Raw genomic sequence first — 20,357 nt, 5'->3', positions numbered from 1 at the left:
AGGTTATTTCCCGAAGGAAATAACCCCGCTCGACTTGCATGTATTAGGCACGCCGCCAGCGTTCATCCTGAGCCAGGATCAAACTCTCCAAAAAAAGTTTGATTTGCTCTATCGAATCAACGAGGTCATGCTTCACTCTTCAGTTTTCAAGGAACACTCCATTTATCTTGTTTTTACTGTTCTTTTCGAACTGACGCTTATAAATATATCATGAATGATTAATAAATGCAAGAAAAAAATTAGATATTTATTTTTATAGGATCGGGTAACAAAAATCGTAGCTGATCACCTGCTGTTTCAGGCAGTTTGGAGTTCTTTTGAGATGTGCGCTGGCAAATAGAATAAAGAGGCTAACCTCTCGCATGGCAGCCTCCAAACCAAACTTTTAACTAAAAAATTTACAACCAAATCATTTATAAAGAAATCTATATTTCTTCCAAATTTGTTACTTACTAACTACCACATTGGTGACCCTATTATTTGAATCATAGTAGAATTTTAACTTAAATGCTTCAGCCTGATAAATCATCACTTTACCTTTTTGGCTCATTGGTTTGCCCAGCTCTTTCTTCACATGGTCAATTTTTATCTTTTTAAACTTTGCTTGATTACCATGAACGGCAACTACCTTTAAATTGCTCATCTCAGTGTTTGTGTCGGAAAAATCGGTATCGAAACTACACTTTTTCTTCGTATATACCGCAGTACCAGGATCTCCGCCATTTGGTTCTCCCCACTTATCGATAATTTCTTGTAATTTTGTACCGACAGGAAACTCACAACCAGCCACTTTCCCCTGCTTTGCTTCATTATATAGATTCGTCAAAGTTGTTTTGTCTACATTTGTGTCTACATTTGAATCTTTATCCTTTTTGTGATCACCTTGTTTTGAATTCTGGGCAGAGTCTGTGGAAGATGGATCAGAAGAAGGATTGGAACCGCTATTTGCTGGATTGCTATTGGATGGTTGTTGGCTCGACGAGTTAGAACTATTCGATGCAGATGGAGCTTTTGCATCTGTAGACCCTAAAAGCGAACAAGCAGAAAGTAAACATACAGATGCTACCATACTTACAAATAAAGGAACTTTTTTCACCATTACCACCTTTTCATTCGTATTCAGTCATAAGTAAAAGGAGAGGTTCACCCACTCTCCTATAAATCGAAAGAAGATGCAATTCATTCAATATTCAAATTGAATATATATATTTTATTCATAAATGATAAGTGTATACAACATGCAATACTGTTGAATATTGAATTGTCAATAAATTGTAATTGATTTATTTCTAAATCGACAAATCCAAGATAACTGTTAGTCTCTATTTGATTACTGGCACTCAATGATCATGGAAGAATACTAAAGTGGTGATTGTTATCTGATTTCAATATTTATCGTACCGAAGTTATTAGTATATTTAATTTTCAACACAACAAAAAATGCCGAACTTAGAGAGAGCTTATTCTTCCCCGTTCGGCGCACCCATTCATCTTACCACTTTATAATCTCATGGATACTTTTCGTTAAATTAATTCCCAACCTCCACGAATAAGGCTCTGTTTTCGAACTCACATGTCATAAACTTGTCCATTGATTTCAAAGCTTGCAGATAACTTGGCATTTAAGGATTGAGCAACGGAACAATACTTCTCAACCGATAACTTCACAGCACGGCGTACTTTTTCTTCAGGGAGGTTACCCGTTAATTTATAATGCATATGTACCTGTGTGAACCGCCTTGGATGATCTTCTGCCCGCTCACCTGCTACTTCCATTGAAAAAGACTCCACATGCAAGCGCATTTTGGTCAAAATATCCACAATGTCAATACCTGAGCAAGAACCTACCGCCGCCAACAATGCTTCTGTTGGTCTGGGACCTTTATTTTCCCCTCCGATCTCTGGCGCTGCATCGAGTGATAATACATGGCCAGAAGGTGTAGAAGTTTCAAAATGCATTTTTCCTTTCCACTGAATCTCCACTTTCATTGTGCAATCCCCTTCTTTCTACGAGATGGAAGACAAAATCAATAGTGACTCAATGATCGCTGCAAAGAAAAGAAAAACAAGGATACCTACACAATAAACCGGTAGCCGTTTAAAAAGATTTCTCCATTCCATTATACTTTTTTCCTTTTGTTTCTGCAGAAATTGAATAAACGTCCTTATTACTGTAACTCCTAAGCGAAGCCCCATCGCTACTGCCAAAAGGAATGCCGGTAACTCCAAAATTCCGTGTGGCAAAATATACTTTGTAAAAATGAGAAAAGGACTATGCCCCGTTGCCTTTGCAGCCTGATGAATGACTACACCCAAAATAACCCCATTGGTCACTACACCCATAAAAGGCATGAGTCCAAAAAACAGACCGGAAACTAATAGAATAAAACTCGCTTGTGTATTATTTAAAAATAACATCGTAAAAATACTGAAAAACTCTGGATTCTTTTCCGTATTTTTTACCATTCCCATTAATTGCTTAAATACAGGAGTTTCTTTCAGGCTTTCAAACAACGTCTCTGCATTGAAATAGCTATAAACTGCACTCACTATAAAAACCATTGATGCAATCAGAATGTATTGCCTCTCTTCTTTTAGCGCCTGCCAAAACCGTTGCATATAATCCCACCTTTTGGAAAATCTTTCATAACCCTCGTCCATACGCATACATTTTATTAAGGGACAGGTCTTACCATTAATAAAAAGGTTGGAGGGTACATCATATGAGCTTCTTTTGGGTTTTATCAGGAAAACGTTTAAAGCAAACGGCTCTGATCATTGTTGCTTTCCTCTTCGCCATCGGTATTTATTATGCCGAGAATCATGATATCCAAGTATTTTCTCCTTTATCCAAAGACCCCACAGCAATCTATAGTGTAAAAACAGATAAAAAACAAATAGCGTTAACCTTTGATATCAGCTGGGGCGAGGAGCGAACGGGTCCTATATTAGATGTATTAGAACAGAAAGGATTAAAAAAAGCTACCTTTTTTCTTTCTTCCCCGTGGGCAGAATCCCATCCAGATCTGGTCAAGCGTATTGTCGATATGAAATACGAAATTGGTAGCCATGGACACCGACACGATAATTATAGTTCTTATACGGAAGAACAAATTCGAACCCAAATTCAAAAATCAGATGAAATCCTGACAAAACTGATAGGAAAAAAACCCAAACTGATTCGCTTCCCCAATGGGGACTTCGACAAGCGCGTTTTGCAGATCGCCAATCAAATGAATTATACCACCATCCAGTGGGATACAGATTCGCTTGACTGGAAAAATCCGGGTGTGGACAAAATCATTAAACGGGTAGTCAGCAAAGTGCATCCTGGAGATATCATATTAATGCACGCAAGTGATTCCTGTCGCCAGACACATGAAGCTCTTCCAGCTATCATTGATCAGTTGAGAGCACAAGGATATGAATTTGTAACGGTTTCTGAATTAATTGCTGGTTCCAATATAAAGATGAATCCAGTGGAATAATTTCATTCTTCATTCATTATAAACAAAGGTGATTCATAAGCAGAATCACCTTTTTTTCGTTTTTATTTTTTCTTTTTCTTCTTTTTCTTGTTCTTTTTCTTTTGTGGAGATGATGTAACCGCCTTCTCTATATGCTTTGCAGGCTTCTCTTGCTTTGATTTTGCTCCTTTTTCAGGTCGCTTGACCCATTTGTGCAGATTCAGTATCTGCCACGCATTACAGCTCAATAAAATGACTACTGTGTAAAAAATAGAGGATAGCGTTACGTTTCCCGTTTTTGGCTTAATCCAGGGCAAGGACTCAATTACAGTTGCTACAATCATGAAAAATAAAGACGGAACAAAGGCTTTTACGTTCGTCCATTTTGCCTTCAGCCAAGCCACCAGGATTGCCACCGCTATAATCAAAAGCGGAGCCAATAGATGGAAAAATAAATTCCAACCCATGAATTTGGTAGCAAAAAGGTAAACCAAATTCCCGACCGTCAAGATGATCAGCACAACTTGAACCCATTGAAAGGTACGAGGATTACGAACAAATCCTGCGCCAAGCCAATTGAAAATCAAATAAGCAAAAAAGCCCAATAAAGCAACAGAAGCACAAGTAGTACCTGTCAGTAACAGCATACTCCATTGTTTAAATGGGAATATATGGAGCATCATTCCCAAAGCAAAACCCAAAATACAACCAATCAATAAAGTTGAAAATACCCACCAAATTAATTTTTTTATTGTCATTTTACCAACGCTCCTGTTTCATTCACTTCTCTGATTTTAACAAAATCCTCTTTCCATTGGCTAGTCGAGCATAAAGACAATGATAAATTCTCATATTAACATGTAGTAACTTGCAAATTGGAGGACTTCAATCATGCGCCGGAACCAATGGATTCTTGTACTTATCCTCTTCTTTTCTTTAACTTCCTGCAGTTCATCCAGTCCGGAGTCGAGTTCAACACCCGATTATCAAAAAACAAAAGAAATGGTATTGGATCTCATCCGTACCCCTGAAGGAAAAAAAGCGATCCAGGATTTAATGAGCGATCCGGAGTTTAAACAAGCCATCATCGTTTCCACCAAAGAATTAGAGGAAACCATTTCCAAGTCCATCACGGATCAACAAATGAAAAAAGAATGGGAAAAGCTACTATCTAAACCCCAAATCGCTCAAAATATCGCCAAAGCAACAGAGAAGCAACAGAAAGAGCTAATGAAAATCTTATTAAAAGACCCTGAGTTTCAAAAACTGATCCTAGATATTATGAAAGATCCACAATTCTCAAAGCAAGTGATTCAACTACTTAAAAGCCAGGAATATCGAAAAGAAATTATGAAAATGATGGAAGAATCACTTCAGATCCCGAGTTTTCAAGAGAAGTTGAAAAAAATGTTCGGACAGCCAAAAGGACAGGAAGGAGGAGGAAAATCAGAAGAAGGCGGAGGTGGCGGAGGAGAAACGAATGGGAAAAAAGAAGGTGGAGGTATGTAATGCGCCAAAATCAGGCGCTTTTATTTTTTTTTGAAGGATCAGAATCTCTCCAGATTGTTGGCAAATGGGTCGGGGTTCCTTTTCCATTCTGCTTCCGCTCCATCCATACGAGCAAAAGTCGCCAACTGGAAAAAGAACCCCTTTACTTGTTACATCCTTAAGGAACCAAGGTATACCTTATTCCCTTTGAGATTCGTTAACGAACAGGTACTTTTACCATCACTTTACGTGCCAGTTCCTGATATAACTGGCCAATTGGATGGCTTTCATCGTAAACAGAAGGAGAATAATTCGGATCGTTAACATCTTTTTCTGAAGGAGCCTGAAGTGGAATCTGCGCTAACAATTCCACATTTAATGCTTGTGCGAGCTTTTCACCGCCCCCACGGCCAAAAACGTACTCTTTTTCCCCTTGCTTGTTTTCGTACCAAGCCATATTTTCTACAACGCCAATCACTTCATGCTTCGTATGAATAGCCATTGCACCTGCTCGTGCTGCTACGAAGGCCGCTGTTGCATGTGGAGTCGTTACAATAATCTCTTTACTTTGTGGTATCAACTGATGGACATCCAATGCCACATCTCCTGTCCCTGGCGGGAGATCAAGCAGGAGATAATCCAGTTCTCCCCAATGTACTTCACTGAAAAAGTTCCGGAGCATTTTCCCAAGCATGGGGCCACGCCAAACAACGGGGGCATTATCTTCAACAAAGAAACCCATGGACATGACTTTGACACCAAAACGGGTTACAGGAAGAATCGTTTGATCAATGACTACGGGGCGCTGTTCAATACCCATCATATCGGGTACACTAAAGCCATAAATGTCAGCATCAATGATTCCAACCCGTTTTCCTTCACGAGCGAGTGCTACCGCTAAATTAACGGTAACCGTCGACTTTCCTACGCCACCTTTTCCACTTGCAACAGCAATAAATTGCGTTTTGGACTCAGGGGATAAAAGTGGCGAAGGATGGCCTGTTCCAACGCCTTGATTAGCTGGTGAAGTTTGTGCTTGACGTTCACTCTTCAGACGAGCAGCAAGCGCTGCACGTTCCTCATCCGTCATTGATCCAAAGCGGACATGAACCTCTTCTGCTCCCAGCTGTTTAATTGCATTCTCCACATCTTCCTGGATTTTGACTTTCAAGGGACAGCCTTGCACAGTTAAAATGACATCCAACGAAACGGTTGAACCCTCAATCTGGATATTTCGAATCATATTCAGTTCAACCAAGCTTTTATTCAGCTCAGGATCTTTGACATTGCGTAGTACATCGAGCACTTTTTCTCGAGTGATCATATTTAGAAAACACCTCGGTGTTAGAATCGAATATACGCCTCCTATTATACCGTAAATTCTGGTGTCTTTTTACCAGAATAATAATTTAGGATTCCATAATAAATTGCTGCCGCCACCTTTTTTTGGTAATGGCGTGAAGCTAGTAGAACGGCTTCGGAAGAATTTGACAGAAAACCGATTTCGACAAGGGCTGTGGGAACCGGAGACTGTTTTAGGATAAATACATCATTTTTTTGCTTAGGAACACGGAATGTATTCTCCAAATAATGAATCAGTGATTCTTGAATAAAGCTAGCCAATTTTTTGTTTTCTTCCCGCACCGGATTGTAAAAAGTTTGAGCTCCTCGCCAACGAGAGGAAGGAAATGAATTGATATGGATACTGACAAATACATCTGGATGGATCTTTCGGATCAATTGAATCCGGCGAGCCAAGTCTTGTGATTTCCGCTTACTGAGTCGCTCTGTTTCTGGATCCGCCAAATCGGTATCTTTGTCTCTTGTCATGATCACTTTCGCTCCGCTCTGTTGCAAAAAATCATGTAAAAACAAAGCCACTCGTAAGGCGATCTCCTTTTCAACGATTCCTTCCTTGCTGACCGCACCACCATCTGGTCCTCCATGCCCTGGATCAATCACAATCACTTTTCCCACCAAAGGCATCTCTGCTGCTCCCCAAACAGAGCGCACAGACTCCATATAGGCCAGCGTGACCAGCACCAAACCAAATACTACCAAGCATAAGTTACCTAACACTTTATACCATCTAGACATCTGCATATCATGTCCCCTCACTCATCCTATTTCATTCCTAGTATGGCTCAGTTACTCCATATATATGGGACAAGAGCGAAGGACATGAAAAACAATGGCATTCGAAAACCCAGAGAAAATGTTTTTTATGTCTACCAACCATAATAAACGAATATTCAAGTTATTTCCTTAAAATTAATAAATAATGTAAATGGTAACCAAGTATTATCTTTTTTGTTGAAAAGATGTTATTTTTATACTAAAATATACACGTTATTTTTATGTAAAACGAAAGAAAGCGCTTTCTGTTTGAAAATGATACAAACGAAAAGCTGCAATCATCGGTTGGGATCTTGATACCCGTTTTGATCCACATAATGAAATGCCTCGCCAAGTAATCAATTATTTTTCACAAAGCTGTTATTTTACTCAAAGGATGGTGTCCATGCAAGAACAACAACTCAAACGAACGCTAAAACCCAGACACTTATTTATGATCGCCCTTGGCGGTGTTGTGGGTACCGGTTTCTTCCTGGGAACAAGCCAGACACTCCATCAAGCAGGACCTGGTGGTGCTCTCTTGGCCTACACTCTGGGCGGACTCGTCATGTTCCTTGTTATGCTATGTTTGGGTGAACTAGCCGTCGCAATGCCTGTCTCGGGTTCATTCCAGGCTTATGCCAGTAAATATATTGGGCCGGGTACTGGTTTTACCGTAGGGATCATGTATTGGTTTAGTTGGCCACCAACCATCGCTTTGGACATTACCTCCATTGCCCAAATGATGAAACGTTGGTTTCCAGATACCGATTCCTGGGTATGGATTATCCTGTTTTCCTCTTTACTCTTTATCATTAATGCGATCTCTGCACGAAGTTTTGGGGAAAGTGAATTCTGGTTTTCCAGCATTAAAGTCATTACGATTATTCTCTTTATCATTTTAGGCTTAGGGGCTTTATTTGGACTGATCCCAATGAAGGGACACGAAACAGCACCGATGTTAACGAATTACACGGCACATGGTGGTTTCTTCCCACACGGAATGATAGCGATTCTCCTTACCATGATCACTGTCAACTTTTCTTTTCAAGGAACAGAGATGGTGGGAATTGCTGCTGGAGAAAGTGATGAGCCTGAAAAAACGATTCCAAGGGCTATTCGACAAACCTCTTGGCGTACGATTCTCTTCTATGTCTTGTCCATTGCTATTCTTGCTGGTCTGATGCCTTGGACCGAAGCAGGAAAAGTTCAAAGTCCCTTTGTTTGGGTATTCGATCAGATTGGTATTCCATACGCCGCTGACATTATGAACTTTGTCATTATCACGGCCCTGTTTTCCGCAGCCAATGCAGGGTTATATTCCTCCACTCGGATCATTTGGTCGTTATCCAAAGAAGGATTGGTTCCCAAAATACTGTCCAAGGTTACTAAAAGAGGCATCCCAATGATTTCGCTTAGCGTGACCTTCTTCTTTTCCGTTATCGCTTTGCTTACCAACAAATATGCCCCAGAAAAGGCATTTAACTGGTTAATTAATGCAGCAGGTATGGGAGCGATTATCGGTTGGATTTCCATTCCTCTTTCCTTAATGTTTTTCCGCAAACGTTATTTAGAAGAAGGTGGAAAGCTGGAAGCCCTCAAATTCCGTACACCTCTTTATCCATTTGTTCCGATGATGGCACTCCTTCTGAATGTGATTTTCCTGTTCAGTTTGCTATTGGTGGATGATCTACGCGTGATCTTTACGGGAGGAAGTATTATCCTGATCTTATGCTATGTTTACTACTTCTTGTTCTTGAGAAAGAAACAGAAGCCAGCCATCGATTAAGAGGAGCGATCTGCTCCTCTTTTTTATGTAAACGTGGGTTCATTTAAATACTCTCAAAAATAATTGCCCTTAGCTACCAAAAACAAACTAAAGACATGATTTACCTGAAACATATATCGATCCTTTTTCTTATGGTTTTGGATAAGTTGAATAGCCGTTTTAGCCGTATTTTAAACAAATGTGACAATTGAATCAGAAGAATTAAAATAAATAAACGACATTACTAAATAAGAGCACATTGATCAGCGAATATTAAGTTTTAACCCTACTTGAACTCCCTCAATAAACCAGCTTTGGAGAATATCCTCAAATAAAAAGTAAAAGGATTGGCTATTCCATTCCTCTAACCAATAAAAGATAGCAAAATCATGGATGGTTGCCTGGATGAGTAGTTCTCCCTGCTTTTTATAGAAATGTAAATATACCGTATCCCACCCAACCTCTTGCGATAAGCCACGCTTAAGTGACAAGGCTTTCTTGGATTCTACAATCCCAAAAGCATAAGCTTCAAAAATTAAACGATAGATCATTTCTAATAATATGATGCGTTTTTGATCAGATAACGAGCGAAGTAAAGGCTCTACAGCCTCATTGCGAAAGTATTCCACTTTGCTCCAAGGAAATGTTCGTAAGGCTTCCACACGTAACTTTTCTTTTCGTTCATTGTACTTTTGTTCAAAATGGATAATTTCTCCACGCATTGGCGCTTCTCCTTTGGTTTATTTACTCTTTTATCTTCCATTGTAGACATTTCTGCTTCAAGCATACTTGTAAAATATAAAAGAAAAAACCCTCGAATAAACGAGGGTTTAGCAAATAACATATACATTTAACGTTTGGAGAATTGTGGAGCGCGACGAGCTGCTTTGAGACCATATTTTTTACGTTCTTTCATCCGTGGGTCACGGGTGAGGAAACCAGCTTTTTTCAAGACTGGACGAAGATCCGGGTTTACTTTCAGCAGGGCACGAGAGATACCATGACGAATTGCACCAGCTTGACCTGTAAATCCTCCACCACGCACATTTACCAGTACATCATAACGACCCAATGTATCTGTTAAAACTAAAGGTTGGCGTACAATTGCTTTTAATGTTTCCAAGCCAAAGTAGTCATCCAAGTTACGGCCATTTACAACAATCCGGCCATCTCCAGCAACCAGACGAACACGGGCTACCGATTCTTTACGGCGACCGGTTCCATAAAACTGAACTTGTGCCACGTTTCACGACCTCCTTTGATTATCCGCGCAGTTGCCACTCAACTGGCTGTTGAGCTTGATGTGGATGTTCAGAACCAGCATATACTTTTAACTTCTTGAATTGTTTACGACCGAGGCTGTTCTTTGGTAACATGCCTTTTACTGCCAACTCGATCATCCGCTCTGGACGGGTTGCACGCAAGTCACCAGCACTAATCGCTTTCAAACCACCCGGATAACCGGAATGACGATAATAGATCTTTTTGGTTAGCTTTTTACCAGTTAACTCAATTTGAGAAGCATTGATCACAATTACAAAATCTCCAGTATCTACATGTGGAGTAAATTGTGGTTTATGTTTTCCGCGAAGAATTTTTGCTACTTCCGATGCTAAACGACCTAAGGTTTTTCCTTTAGCATCAACCACATACCATTTCCGTTCCACTTCTTGTGGCTTTGCCATATACGTGGTACGCATGAGATTCCCTCCTCTATCATCAAACGGAACCGATCCGTTTACTTTTTGAAGTCAATAATGAATTGCGCCGAACAATGTTTCCACCGGGGCTAGGTGTGGAAAATACCAAAAGTAATAATATCTTAATTATAGCCGGATGTCAATTTAAATTCCACTACATACTAAGATAATTCGATGCCGATTCTTTCCATGGGGTATAGCCCACTTCAAACAGAATTAAACCTTCTGGCGGAAAGGTAGGTCCAGCCAAGGTACGATCTTTGGCAGCCAAGATTTGCGGGATTTCCTGCACATTACGTTCATGTCTGCCTACTTCATAAAGCGTTCCAGCGATAATCCGAACCATATTGTATAGAAATCCATTTCCCGTCACTTCAATATAGACACCATTGGCTTCCTGGCATACCTGGCAGCGATAGATGGTCCGTACGCGATCTTCTACCACGGTTTTCGTCGAGCAAAAAGAAGTAAAGTCATGGGTCCCCACCAGCAGTTTGCCAGCCTTTTGCATCGCATCTACATCCAAAGGAAAAGGCAAATGTGTACGGAAACGCCGCGTGAACAAATCAGGGACAGGCGTAGTTTCAATATAATAACGATACGTTTTCCAATAAGCGCTTTTTCTCGCATGAAAATCCATGGGGACCTCTTCGCTGGATATGCAAATAATGTCGCGTGGCAAAGCCCGTCGCAAGATATATGGGTATTTGGTGATCGGAATCGGACTTTTCGTCGTAAAATGGCATACTTGCCCAAGAGCATGTACACCTGCATCTGTTCGTCCCGAACCGTAAATTTCAATCTCTTCCCCCGTAATTTTGCTCAGTGTTTCCTCCAAAGTTCCCTGAATGGTTCGTTTCCCTGGCTGACGTTGGAAACCGGAAAAATCTGTCCCATCATAAGCCACCACTAATTTGATCTTCTTCACTGTAGTCCCTACCTTCTCAAAAGCCACAATCCTATACATAACCCAATGAATACAATGACTAACCAGACATCATAATGAGTATAGTGTAACTCTCGAAGCTTGGTTCGTCCTTCTCCACCCTTATAACCCCGTGCTTCCATCGCCAGGGCCAGTTCCTCCGCTCGACGAAAAGCCGAAATGAACAAAGGAATGAGGACTGGAATATAGCTTTTCGCCCGACGTAAAATATTGCCGCTTTCAAAGTCCGCACCTCGAGCCATCTGCGCTTTTTTAATTTTTTCTGTCTCGTCCCACAGAGTCGGAATAAATCGAAGAGCAATGGACATCATGAGGGCAAACTCATGGACAGGTAAACCTAAGCGAGTAAATGGCTTTAATAAACTTTCAAACGCATCTGTCAAATCCATGGGTGAAGTCGTAAAAGTCAAGAGTGAAGCCATTATGACCAAAAGGATAAACCGGATCGAAATAAAGACAGTCTGTTTGAGTCCCTCTTCATAAACGGTCATAATAGGAAGTTGGATTAGAACGGCCCCGCCCTTCGTTAGAAATAGATGGAATATCATGGTGAATCCAATTAAAAATAGAATCGGCTTTAGCGCAAGGAGAAAAATACGCAACGAAATCCGCGATAAAAACATCGCAACAAAAGTGAAAGCGAGTAAAAATGTATAGGAATATAAATGATTGGAAAAAAATACCAAGATCATATATGCAAACACAAAAAGAAGCTTCGCTCTTGGATCCAACCGATGTATGAGAGATTGCCCCGGAATATACTGTCCGATCGCTATCTGGCTCATACATTCTCAACCTTTCTCAACCGTTCTAACAGATAAGATTCCAATTGATCAATGGTAAACAAGTCGGTTGGAATGGGCGGATGAACTTTTTGATTGAGTTGATGAATCAACCGTGTTATTTCAGGTAAATCCAAGGCGAGTGCCGTTAATTGTTTTTGTTTTTGAAATACTTCGGATGGACTTCCATGAAGCCGACAGGTTCCATCAGCCAAAACAAAAAGATAATCCGCATATTTGGCAGCTTCATTCATGTCATGTGTCACTAGAATGACCGTCATATTCTGATCTCGATGAAGACGATGAATCAGGGTTAATAAATCCATTTTTCCTTGCGGATCAAGTCCCGCTGTAGGTTCATCCAGTATGAGAATATCTGGAGCGAGTGCCAAAACTCCTGCCAGTGCTACCCGTCGCATTTGTCCACCACTCAATTGAAAGGGTGAGCGGTCAGCAAAAGAAGATGGAAGTCCAACCCACTCCAAGGCCATTTCCACTCTTTTTTTGATCTCTTTTTCAGTAAGGCCCTGGTTCCGTGGGCCAAAGGCAATATCCTTGGCAACTGTCTCTTCAAACAATTGGTGTTCGGGATACTGAAACACAATCCCCACATGTTTTCTTACATCTGCACTCTGTTTACCACCCTGCTTTAGTGTATAAGGTCCAACTTGAATGGTTCCGGAAGTGGGTTCAAGCAATCCCGCAATCAGTTGAATAAGGGTGGACTTCCCAGAACCTGTTTGACCCAGAATCGATACAAATGAGCCACTGGGGATTTCCAGATCCAATTCTTTAATCGCATGTCGTTCAAATGGGGTCCCGGCCATATAGATGTAATTTAATCCTTTGATAACAATGTGCATAATTGATTCACCAGATCATCGTTCGATTTTACCTGAGCTGAAAGAGGCACACCCTTCTTTCGCAATCGATGATGTAACTGCACGGCAAGAGGAACTTCCAATCCCCATCGTTGTAAACAAAGCGCTTGGCTATACAGTTCATCCCGTGGACAGTCGAGCTGAATCTGTCCTTCAGCCATCACGATTATACGTTCAGCTAAAAAAGCTTCTTCTGCAGAATGGGTAATATGAATCACAGTGGTTCCATTTTGATGCAAAGAATGGATCAGTGCCAGCACATCTTTCCTTCCTTGAGGATCCAACATCGAAGTAGATTCATCAAACACAATGACTTGAGGTTGCATGGCCATAACCCCAGCAATACTTAAACGCTGTTTTTGTCCTCCAGACAAATAATGAGGCGCAACTTCTTCCATACCGGTTAGACCTACAGCGGATAGTGCATCCGTTATACGTTCAACCATTTCGGAACGAGGTATTCCCAGATTCTCCAAACCAAAAGCCACATCATCCCTTACTGTTGTTGCCACAATTTGATTGTCTGGATTTTGAAAAATCATTCCGACAGTTCGACGCACTTGCCACAACATTTTTTCATCTTGTGTAGAAAGACCTGCAACCCAAACTTCTCCTTTGGAAGGAACAAGCAAGCCATTCAGTAGTCGAGCTAGAGTAGATTTCCCTGATCCATTTGGACCAATAATCGCTATATACTCCCCAGAATCAATTGAAAGATTGACTTCAGACAAAACCCAGTCATTTTGTTGATGTTGAGTACCAGGATATTGAAACCATACATCTTGTAGACGAATAATCGGCTTCATAAGCTCTCCCTAAAAGAAAAAAGGGTAAACGTCAGGACCGGGTAGATCCTGCCCTCACCCTTTCAGAACTTGCAACATCAGTCAGTTACTTGACCAGCTCTAAAAATACCATTGGAGCTCCATCACCACGACGTGGTCCGAGCTTCAAAATACGGGTATAACCACCGTTACGGTCTTTATAACGTGGAGCGATCTCGTCAAACAGCTTTTTCACTGCATCTACTTGTTCATGTTTTACTTCGTCTCCATCTTTTACCGTATGAGAGCGGAATTTACGAACGTAAGCTGCCGCTTGACGACGAGCATGCAAGTCACCACGTTTACCTAAAGTGATTAGTTTTTCTGCAATGGAGCGCACTTCTTTCGCTTTAGCTTCAGTTGTTTCAATACGTTCATTAATGATGAGATCAGTCACGAGATCACGGAACAAAGCTTTGCGCGCTGCAGAATTGCGACCAAGTTTTCCGTATGCCATCGTACTCCCTCCCCCTGATGCATATTAGTCATCTTTGCGCAAGCTCAAGCCCAGCTCTGCCAGCTTTTCTTGAACTTCCTCCAAAGACTTCCGTCCTAAGTTACGTACTTTCATCATATCTTCTTCTGATTTTTGTGTGAGCTCTTGCACTGTATTAATGCCAGCCCGTTTCAGACAGTTGTAAGAGCGGACAGAGAGATCCAATTCTTCAATGGTCATCTCCATCACTTTTTCTTTCTTGTCTTCTTCTTTTTCCACCATGATTTCTGCATCTTTTGCTTCTTCAGTTAGGCCGACAAATAGCATCAAGTGCTCATTCAGGATTTTTGCACCCAAGCTTACAGCTTCATCTGGCATCAAACTGCCATCCGACCAAACTTCCAGGGTTAATTTATCGTAGTTCGTTACTTGTCCAACGCGTGTATTTTCCACTTGATAATTAACCCGTTCGATTGGCGTGTAAATGGAATCGATCGGAATGACGCCAATCGGCTGATCCTCTTTTTTATTTTTATCCGCAGAAACATATCCGCGTCCACGGTTTGCTGTCATCCGCATGCGGAGATGTGCACCCTCGGATAAAGTAGCAATGTGCAAATCAGGATTCAAGATTTCTACATCGCTATCCGCACGAATATCAGCCGCAGTAACAACGCCTTCACCTTGGACATCGATTTCCAGGATTTTCTCTTCATCCGAATGGATTCTGAGAGCCAGCTTCTTCAAGTTCAAAATAATTTCTGTCGTATCTTCTACAACACCAGGTATCGTGGAGAACTCATGCAACACTCCATCGATTTGAATCGTGGTAATCGCCGCACCTGGTAGGGATGAAAGCAAAATACGGCGCAAGGAATTTCCCAGAGTCGTACCGTATCCACGCTCTAAAGGTTCTACAACAAACTTCCCGTAACGATGATCCTCACTGATTTCAACCGTTTCTATCTTCGGTTTTTCAATTTCAATCACGGCTCGCAAACCCTCCTTCGAAACGTCGCGTTCCGGACAAGCCTTCCCTCAACTGAAAAAATGCATAAAGGTACATGGTTCATTTTTACAGGACTAGTCCTATCCAGTATATACAAACTTCTTTAAAGTTAAACCAAGCCATCGTTGAAAAAGCAGGGCTTATTAAACACGACGACGTTTTGGCGGGCGGCAACCATTGTGAGGAATTGGTGTCACATCTTTAATAAGGCTCACTTCCAACCCTGCAGCTTGCAAACTGCGAATTGCTGCTTCACGACCAGCACCAGGTCCTTTCACCAGTACTTCTACCGATTTCATGCCATTTTCCATCGCAGTTTTTGCTGCCTGTTCAGCTGCCATCTGAGCTGCAAATGGGGTGCTTTTCCGACTACCTTTAAAACCAACCGTTCCAGCACTTGCCCAAGCTACAGCATTACCACGTGGATCAGTGATCGTAATAATCGTGTTATTGAAAGTGGAGCGAATATGTGCCACTCCGGACTCTATATTCTTTTTCGCACGACGTTTTACGCGCTGCGTAGCAGTTTTACGTTTTGCCATTTTACTCCCTCCTTACATCCTATTTTTTCTTATTCGCTACCGTACGGCGTGGACCTTTGCGAGTACGAGCATTGGTTTTTGTTCTTTGACCACGAACAGGCAATCCACGGCGGTGACGAATTCCACGATAGCAACCAATTTCGATCAAACGTTTGATATTTAAAGCGATCTCTCTGCGCAAATCACCTTCAACCGTTACATTCTTGTCAATGTAGCTGCGCAGTTTGTTTACTTCTTCTTCCGTTAAATCACGAACACGAGTATCTGGATTTACACCGGTCGCTTTTAAAATTTCGTTCGATTTTGCCCGTCCAATTCCGTAGATATAGGTTAAAGCAATCTCTACGCGTTTCTCACGTGGCAAGTCAATCCCTGCAATACGTGCCATGAAGCTACACCTCCTTGTTTAACCTTGTCTTTGTTTATGCTTTGGATTTTCACAAATTACCATAACTCTCCCTTTGCGACGAATCACTTTACATTTCTCGCAAATGGGTTTCACCGATGGTCTTACTTTCACTTCGGCTACCTCCTGTCTTTCCCCAGTTGGGCTTACTTGTATCGATAAGTGATGCGTCCCCGGGTTAAGTCGTATGGTGATAATTGCACAGTCACTTTATCTCCTGGCAAAATGCGGATAAAGTGCATACGAATCTTGCCAGAGACATGCGCCAAAACTTCGTGACCATTTTCCAATTCCACTCTAAACATGGCATTGGGTAGTGGTTCTTTTACGATTCCTTCCACCTCGATCACATCTTCTTTGGCCATCGACTCACTCTCCTTTCTGCTCACCTGATTGATGTTGGAGCAGGTATTGGTTCAGGGCGTACCGTAACATAGCATTGGGCACACGACCGACGTCTTTTAAAACGCGAGCGATTTCTTCGTTCACCACATGAGTGGGTTGAATATGCTTCACATTTTTCTTTTTCGGACGGTCCACTTTTCGCTGATCTCCATCAGCCAACCAAACAAAGTGTGGTTCTTCAAAGCCAATGACAATCGCATAAGCCCCTGCCTCGCGGCCACGTAATACTCGGACAATCTGTCCTAATTTGGGCCGATTGTCAGCCACTGTCACGTCCATCACCCTTCACCTGTAGATGCTGTAGTTAGAATCTCATAGCCCTCTTCCGTGATCGCGATGGTATGCTCAAAATGGGCACATAAAGAACCATCTGTGGTCACAACCGTCCAATCATCATCGAGTGTTCGTACATACCGGCTACCGGCATTGATCATTGGCTCAACAGCTAGTGTCATTCCAGGCTTTAAACGAGGTCCTTTACCCGGTAATCCATAGTTTGGGACACTAGGTGCTTCATGCAAGCTTTGACCAATACCATGCCCGACATATTCACGAACTATGGAAAAGCCTGCTTCTTCAGCTACTTTTTGAATCGCATGCGAGATGTCTCCGATTCTCGCACCGGGTTTTGCCTGCTCTAAGCCTTTATACAACGAAGCCTCGGTTACTTCAAGAAGTTTTTTTGCATCTTCCGACACATTTCCTACAGGATAGGTCCATGCTGAATCCCCATGATACCCGTCATAACAAGCGCCGATATCAATGGAAATGATATCTCCTTCCTTTAATTTCCGTTTACCAGGAATCCCATGCACCAACTCTTCATTGATTGAGGTACAAATACTTCCTGGAAAACCATTATACCCTTTAAAAGAAGGAATTGCGCCAAATCCACGAATGACTTTCTCTGCAATCAAGTCTAATTCCTTCGTCGTGATCCCTGGCTGAATCACTTTTTTTAACTCTTGATGAGTTAAATATACAATTTTTCCAGCCTGTCTCATGCGTTCTAATTCTTTAGCTGATTTTAGAACAATCATTTCTCCATACCTCGAATCAGTGACAATATCGTATCTGTCACTTGCTCGATCGGTTGTTTTCCATTAATTCGTTTCAGCTTTCCAGTAGACTCATAATACTTCAGTAGATGTTGGGTTTGCTCCATGTTGATCTGTAAACGGTTTTTTACAGTTTCTTCACGATCATCGTCACGTTGATACAGCTCTCCACCGCAGCGGTCACAAACGCCCGCTTGCTTTGGTGGTGCAAAAACCAGATGATAGGTAGCTCCACACTGACGACAGATGCGACGACCTGTAAGCCGTTTTATCAATTCTTCTTCATCTACTTCAATATAGATGACGTGATCCAGTTCACGATCTAAATCACGCAAAAGCTCATCCAGTGCTTCTGCTTGAGGAACGGTACGAGGAAAGCCATCCAGTAAAAAACCATTTGCGCAGTCTTCTTTGCCCAATCGTTCACGAACAATACCAATCGTGACCCGATCTGGAACAAGCTGGCCTTTATCCATATAAGATTTTGCTTCCAGTCCAAGTGCGGTCTGATCTTTTACCGCTTGACGAAACATATCTCCAGTCGAGATATGTGGTATTTTTACAGCTTCAATGATTCGTGCAGCTTGAGTTCCTTTGCCAGCCCCAGGTAATCCCATCAATATAATATTCATGCGTCATCCCTCCCGGTGTCGTTAACCTACGGGCGGTCCGCAGTAAGCGGAGGTTCATTTGCATGTAGTTGACAATGAACAAAAAGAAGGTAGAAAGGGGCCCCCCGGACGGATCCGGGGCTTTCTACTATTTTTTCATAAAGCCTTTGTAATGACGTTGAATAAGCTGACTCTCGATCGTTTTCATCGTTTCCAGAGCAACTCCGACTACGATCAGCAAGGATGTACCACCAATTTGAATCGATCGTGGCAAATCAGCAAGGATAATAAAGAATACAGGCAATATCGCAATCAAAGCAAGGAAGATCGCACCCGTTAAGGTTAAACGATTTAGGACTTTCGTCACATATTTTTCGGTCGTTTTACCGGGACGAACGCCGGGTATAAAACCACCGTGCTTCTTCAGTTGGTCTGCCAATTGCATTGGGTTGATTTGCACAAATGTATAGAAGTAAGTAAACCCAATGATAAAGAGGACATACAGCACCATTCCAAGTGGAGCTTGCGTATAGTCAAAATTGACGATAATCCAGTCGGCTACAGGATTTCCTCTCCAGAAACTCGCAATTGTGTGTGGGAAAAGGATGAGTGATACCGCAAAAATGATCGGAATCACACCAGCCGCATTCACTTTCAGTGGAATGTGCGTAGACTGCCCACCATACATTTTACGACCAACAATCCGTTTTGTATATTGTACAGGTATTTTTCGAACACCCTGTTGAATGAAAATCACGGCTACAATCAGTAAAACAATGATCAATACAATACCAGCGGCCTTCAAAATTCCGATGGTAACATTACCGCCTTTAGGGAATAGCACAGGAATCAACATTTGGATCGTCCCAGGAATAGATGAAAGAATCCCAGCAAAGATAATAATGGAAATTCCATTCCCTATTCCCTTCTCTGTAATTTGTTCACCCAACCACATTAAAAATGCCGTACCTGCTGTGAGTGTTAAAGAAATCAGCGCATATCCCCAAAAACTGGTATCTTCAATAAAACTTAAACCACCCAGGCTTGCCGAATAATTGTTAAAACCAATCGATAGACCGATCGATTGAATAATAGCTAGTGCAATCGTAAAATACCGTGTAACCTGTGCCAGTTTCCGACGCCCTACTTCTCCCTCTTTTGCCCAGCGGGAAAAAGCGGGTATAACATCCATGGTTAGTAGTTGCACAATAATTGAAGCGGTAATATAGGGCATAATCCCCATCGCAAAGATGGAAAAGTTGGTAAAAGAACCACCTGAAAAAGCGTTAATCAAGTTAAAAACGCCTTGACTCTGATTTACTAATGCTTTAATGACATCTGCATTGGTATTTGGGACCGGAATAAAGCTTCCGATCCGAAATACGACCAGCATCAATAAAGTAAACAGAATCCGCCGACGAAGATCTTCAACCTTAAAGATGTTGCCCAAGGTACGAAACATTAGATTACCTCCGTCGCTCCACCAGCAGCAGCAATTTTTTCTGCGGCTGAACGGGAGAACTTATGAGCTTTTACAGTCACTTTTACTTTGAGTTCTCCATCTCCTAATACTTTTAAACCGCCTTTTAGGTTTTTCACAATCCCTTCTTGTACAAGAAGCTCTGGAGTCACGACGGTTCCTTCACTGAAACGATTTAAGGTATCCAGATTGATAATCGCATATTCTACACGATTTGGATTCGTAAATCCACGTTTTGGCAAACGTCTGTAGATAGGGTTTTGACCACCCTCGAAACCAGGACGTACACCGCCACCGGAACGAGCCTTCTGCCCTTTATGACCGCGACCAGCTGTTTTACCTTGTCCAGCAGCAATACCGCGTCCTACGCGTTTCTTCTTCTTCCGAGATCCAGGAGCTGGTTTTAACTCATGCAATTTCATCGCTCGCACCTCCTCTT

27 protein-coding genes and 1 rRNA gene are annotated in these 20,357 nt (G+C 41.8%); 3 read left to right on the top strand and 25 right to left on the bottom strand.

Features of this window, described 5'->3' with window-relative positions; translation table 11 throughout:
* The 4 genes from BMZ78_RS10145 to BMZ78_RS10130 form a co-directional block, all read right to left on the bottom strand.
* Nucleotides 1-94, bottom strand: a 16S ribosomal RNA gene (locus tag BMZ78_RS10145); the annotation flags it as partial.
* Between the two features lie 351 nt (nt 95-445).
* Nucleotides 446-1,099, bottom strand: a complete 654-nt coding sequence (locus BMZ78_RS10140; RefSeq protein WP_093230033.1) for a DUF4309 domain-containing protein — start codon at nt 1,097-1,099, stop codon at nt 446-448.
* Between the two features lie 470 nt (nt 1,100-1,569).
* Nucleotides 1,570-1,989 (bottom strand): OsmC family protein, encoded by a 420-nt coding sequence (locus tag BMZ78_RS10135; RefSeq protein WP_093230031.1) that lies wholly within the window; start codon nt 1,987-1,989, stop codon nt 1,570-1,572.
* Nucleotides 1,990-2,007: 18 nt separating this feature from the next.
* Nucleotides 2,008-2,619, bottom strand: a complete 612-nt coding sequence (locus BMZ78_RS10130) for a stage II sporulation protein M (RefSeq protein WP_175482399.1) — start codon at nt 2,617-2,619, stop codon at nt 2,008-2,010.
* Between the two features lie 104 nt (nt 2,620-2,723).
* Here BMZ78_RS10130 and pdaB point away from each other — a divergent pair, with 104 nt between their 5' ends.
* Entirely contained in the window at nt 2,724-3,488 is a 765-nt protein-coding gene (gene pdaB, locus BMZ78_RS10125; protein ID WP_093230028.1) for a polysaccharide deacetylase family sporulation protein PdaB, read from the top strand.
* Nucleotides 3,489-3,550: 62 nt separating this feature from the next.
* Here pdaB and BMZ78_RS10120 read toward each other — a convergent pair whose 3' ends face one another.
* Entirely contained in the window at nt 3,551-4,225 is a 675-nt protein-coding gene (locus BMZ78_RS10120) for a KinB-signaling pathway activation protein (protein WP_093230026.1), read from the bottom strand.
* Between the two features lie 133 nt (nt 4,226-4,358).
* Between BMZ78_RS10120 and gerD the strand changes: the two genes are divergently transcribed.
* Nucleotides 4,359-4,976: a spore germination lipoprotein GerD gene (gene gerD / locus BMZ78_RS10115; RefSeq protein ID WP_093230024.1), complete on the top strand. Its 618-nt coding sequence runs from the start codon at nt 4,359-4,361 to the stop codon at nt 4,974-4,976.
* A 196-nt stretch (nt 4,977-5,172) separates the two neighbouring features.
* Here gerD and BMZ78_RS10110 read toward each other — a convergent pair whose 3' ends face one another.
* Nucleotides 5,173-6,279, bottom strand: a complete 1,107-nt coding sequence (locus BMZ78_RS10110; RefSeq protein ID WP_093230022.1) for a P-loop NTPase — start codon at nt 6,277-6,279, stop codon at nt 5,173-5,175.
* A 44-nt stretch (nt 6,280-6,323) separates the two neighbouring features.
* On the bottom strand, nt 6,324-7,052 hold the full coding sequence (cwlD, locus tag BMZ78_RS10105) for an N-acetylmuramoyl-L-alanine amidase CwlD (RefSeq protein WP_093230060.1): 729 nt from the start codon (nt 7,050-7,052) through the stop codon (nt 6,324-6,326).
* 415 nt (nt 7,053-7,467) lie between these two features.
* Between cwlD and BMZ78_RS10100 the strand changes: the two genes are divergently transcribed.
* Entirely contained in the window at nt 7,468-8,859 is a 1,392-nt protein-coding gene (locus tag BMZ78_RS10100) for an amino acid permease (RefSeq protein WP_093230059.1), read from the top strand.
* A 242-nt stretch (nt 8,860-9,101) separates the two neighbouring features.
* On the opposite strand, the gene BMZ78_RS10095 is transcribed toward BMZ78_RS10100, so the two are convergent.
* From BMZ78_RS10095 to rplO, 18 genes are all read right to left on the bottom strand, one after another.
* Entirely contained in the window at nt 9,102-9,560 is a 459-nt protein-coding gene (locus BMZ78_RS10095; RefSeq protein ID WP_093230020.1) for a hypothetical protein, read from the bottom strand.
* Between the two features lie 128 nt (nt 9,561-9,688).
* Nucleotides 9,689-10,081 carry a 30S ribosomal protein S9 gene (rpsI, locus tag BMZ78_RS10090; RefSeq protein WP_093230018.1) on the bottom strand — a complete coding sequence of 131 codons (393 nt, stop codon included), beginning with the start codon at nt 10,079-10,081 and terminating at the stop codon, nt 9,689-9,691.
* 19 nt (nt 10,082-10,100) lie between these two features.
* Complete coding sequence (rplM, locus tag BMZ78_RS10085) at nt 10,101-10,538, bottom strand: 50S ribosomal protein L13 (protein WP_093230016.1); 438 nt, start codon at nt 10,536-10,538, stop codon at nt 10,101-10,103.
* A gap of 154 nt (nt 10,539-10,692) precedes the next feature.
* Nucleotides 10,693-11,466, bottom strand: a complete 774-nt coding sequence (gene truA, locus BMZ78_RS10080; RefSeq protein WP_093230015.1) for a tRNA pseudouridine(38-40) synthase TruA — start codon at nt 11,464-11,466, stop codon at nt 10,693-10,695.
* Between the two features lie 8 nt (nt 11,467-11,474).
* The gene (locus BMZ78_RS10075; RefSeq protein WP_093230013.1) at nt 11,475-12,269 is read right to left on the bottom strand and encodes an energy-coupling factor transporter transmembrane component T family protein; all 795 of its coding nucleotides are present in this window, start codon (nt 12,267-12,269) and stop codon (nt 11,475-11,477) included.
* The gene (locus BMZ78_RS10070; RefSeq protein ID WP_093230011.1) at nt 12,266-13,129 is read right to left on the bottom strand and encodes an energy-coupling factor transporter ATPase; all 864 of its coding nucleotides are present in this window, start codon (nt 13,127-13,129) and stop codon (nt 12,266-12,268) included. Before BMZ78_RS10070 ends, BMZ78_RS10075 begins: the two co-directional genes overlap by 4 nt.
* Nucleotides 13,105-13,953 carry an energy-coupling factor transporter ATPase gene (locus BMZ78_RS10065; RefSeq protein ID WP_093230010.1) on the bottom strand — a complete coding sequence of 283 codons (849 nt, stop codon included), beginning with the start codon at nt 13,951-13,953 and terminating at the stop codon, nt 13,105-13,107. Before BMZ78_RS10065 ends, BMZ78_RS10070 begins: the two co-directional genes overlap by 25 nt.
* Nucleotides 13,954-14,038: 85 nt before the next feature.
* On the bottom strand, nt 14,039-14,428 hold the full coding sequence (gene rplQ, locus BMZ78_RS10060) for a 50S ribosomal protein L17 (RefSeq protein WP_093230008.1): 390 nt from the start codon (nt 14,426-14,428) through the stop codon (nt 14,039-14,041).
* 24 nt (nt 14,429-14,452) lie between these two features.
* Nucleotides 14,453-15,397, bottom strand: a complete 945-nt coding sequence (locus BMZ78_RS10055; RefSeq protein ID WP_093230006.1) for a DNA-directed RNA polymerase subunit alpha — start codon at nt 15,395-15,397, stop codon at nt 14,453-14,455.
* Nucleotides 15,398-15,559: 162 nt separating this feature from the next.
* Nucleotides 15,560-15,958, bottom strand: coding sequence for a 30S ribosomal protein S11 (gene rpsK, locus BMZ78_RS10050; RefSeq protein ID WP_093230005.1), 399 nt, complete (start codon nt 15,956-15,958; stop codon nt 15,560-15,562).
* Between the two features lie 19 nt (nt 15,959-15,977).
* Complete coding sequence (gene rpsM, locus BMZ78_RS10045) at nt 15,978-16,346, bottom strand: 30S ribosomal protein S13 (protein WP_093230003.1); 369 nt, start codon at nt 16,344-16,346, stop codon at nt 15,978-15,980.
* Nucleotides 16,347-16,364: 18 nt separating this feature from the next.
* Complete coding sequence (gene rpmJ, locus BMZ78_RS10040) at nt 16,365-16,478, bottom strand: 50S ribosomal protein L36 (protein ID WP_009488082.1); 114 nt, start codon at nt 16,476-16,478, stop codon at nt 16,365-16,367.
* 32 nt (nt 16,479-16,510) lie between these two features.
* Nucleotides 16,511-16,729 carry a translation initiation factor IF-1 gene (gene infA / locus BMZ78_RS10035; RefSeq protein WP_093230002.1) on the bottom strand — a complete coding sequence of 73 codons (219 nt, stop codon included), beginning with the start codon at nt 16,727-16,729 and terminating at the stop codon, nt 16,511-16,513.
* 4 nt (nt 16,730-16,733) lie between these two features.
* Nucleotides 16,734-17,048 (bottom strand): KOW domain-containing RNA-binding protein, encoded by a 315-nt coding sequence (locus BMZ78_RS10030; RefSeq protein WP_093230000.1) that lies wholly within the window; start codon nt 17,046-17,048, stop codon nt 16,734-16,736.
* Nucleotides 17,048-17,809 (bottom strand): type I methionyl aminopeptidase, encoded by a 762-nt coding sequence (map, locus tag BMZ78_RS10025; RefSeq protein WP_093229998.1) that lies wholly within the window; start codon nt 17,807-17,809, stop codon nt 17,048-17,050. The genes BMZ78_RS10030 and map overlap by 1 nt, the downstream gene beginning before the upstream one ends.
* Nucleotides 17,806-18,459 (bottom strand): adenylate kinase, encoded by a 654-nt coding sequence (locus BMZ78_RS10020; protein ID WP_093229996.1) that lies wholly within the window; start codon nt 18,457-18,459, stop codon nt 17,806-17,808. The genes map and BMZ78_RS10020 overlap by 4 nt, the downstream gene beginning before the upstream one ends.
* Nucleotides 18,460-18,586: 127 nt before the next feature.
* Nucleotides 18,587-19,900 (bottom strand): preprotein translocase subunit SecY, encoded by a 1,314-nt coding sequence (gene secY / locus BMZ78_RS10015; protein ID WP_093229994.1) that lies wholly within the window; start codon nt 19,898-19,900, stop codon nt 18,587-18,589.
* Entirely contained in the window at nt 19,900-20,340 is a 441-nt protein-coding gene (gene rplO / locus BMZ78_RS10010) for a 50S ribosomal protein L15 (protein ID WP_093229993.1), read from the bottom strand. Before rplO ends, secY begins: the two co-directional genes overlap by 1 nt.
* Nucleotides 20,341-20,357: the final 17 nt, after the last annotated feature.

The organism is Thermoflavimicrobium dichotomicum, from assembly GCF_900114055.1.
GTDB lineage: Bacteria > Bacillota > Bacilli > Thermoactinomycetales > Thermoactinomycetaceae > Thermoflavimicrobium > Thermoflavimicrobium dichotomicum.
The sequence above is the reverse complement of the archived record's forward strand: the minus strand, read 5'-3'. Positions and strand labels throughout refer to the sequence as shown.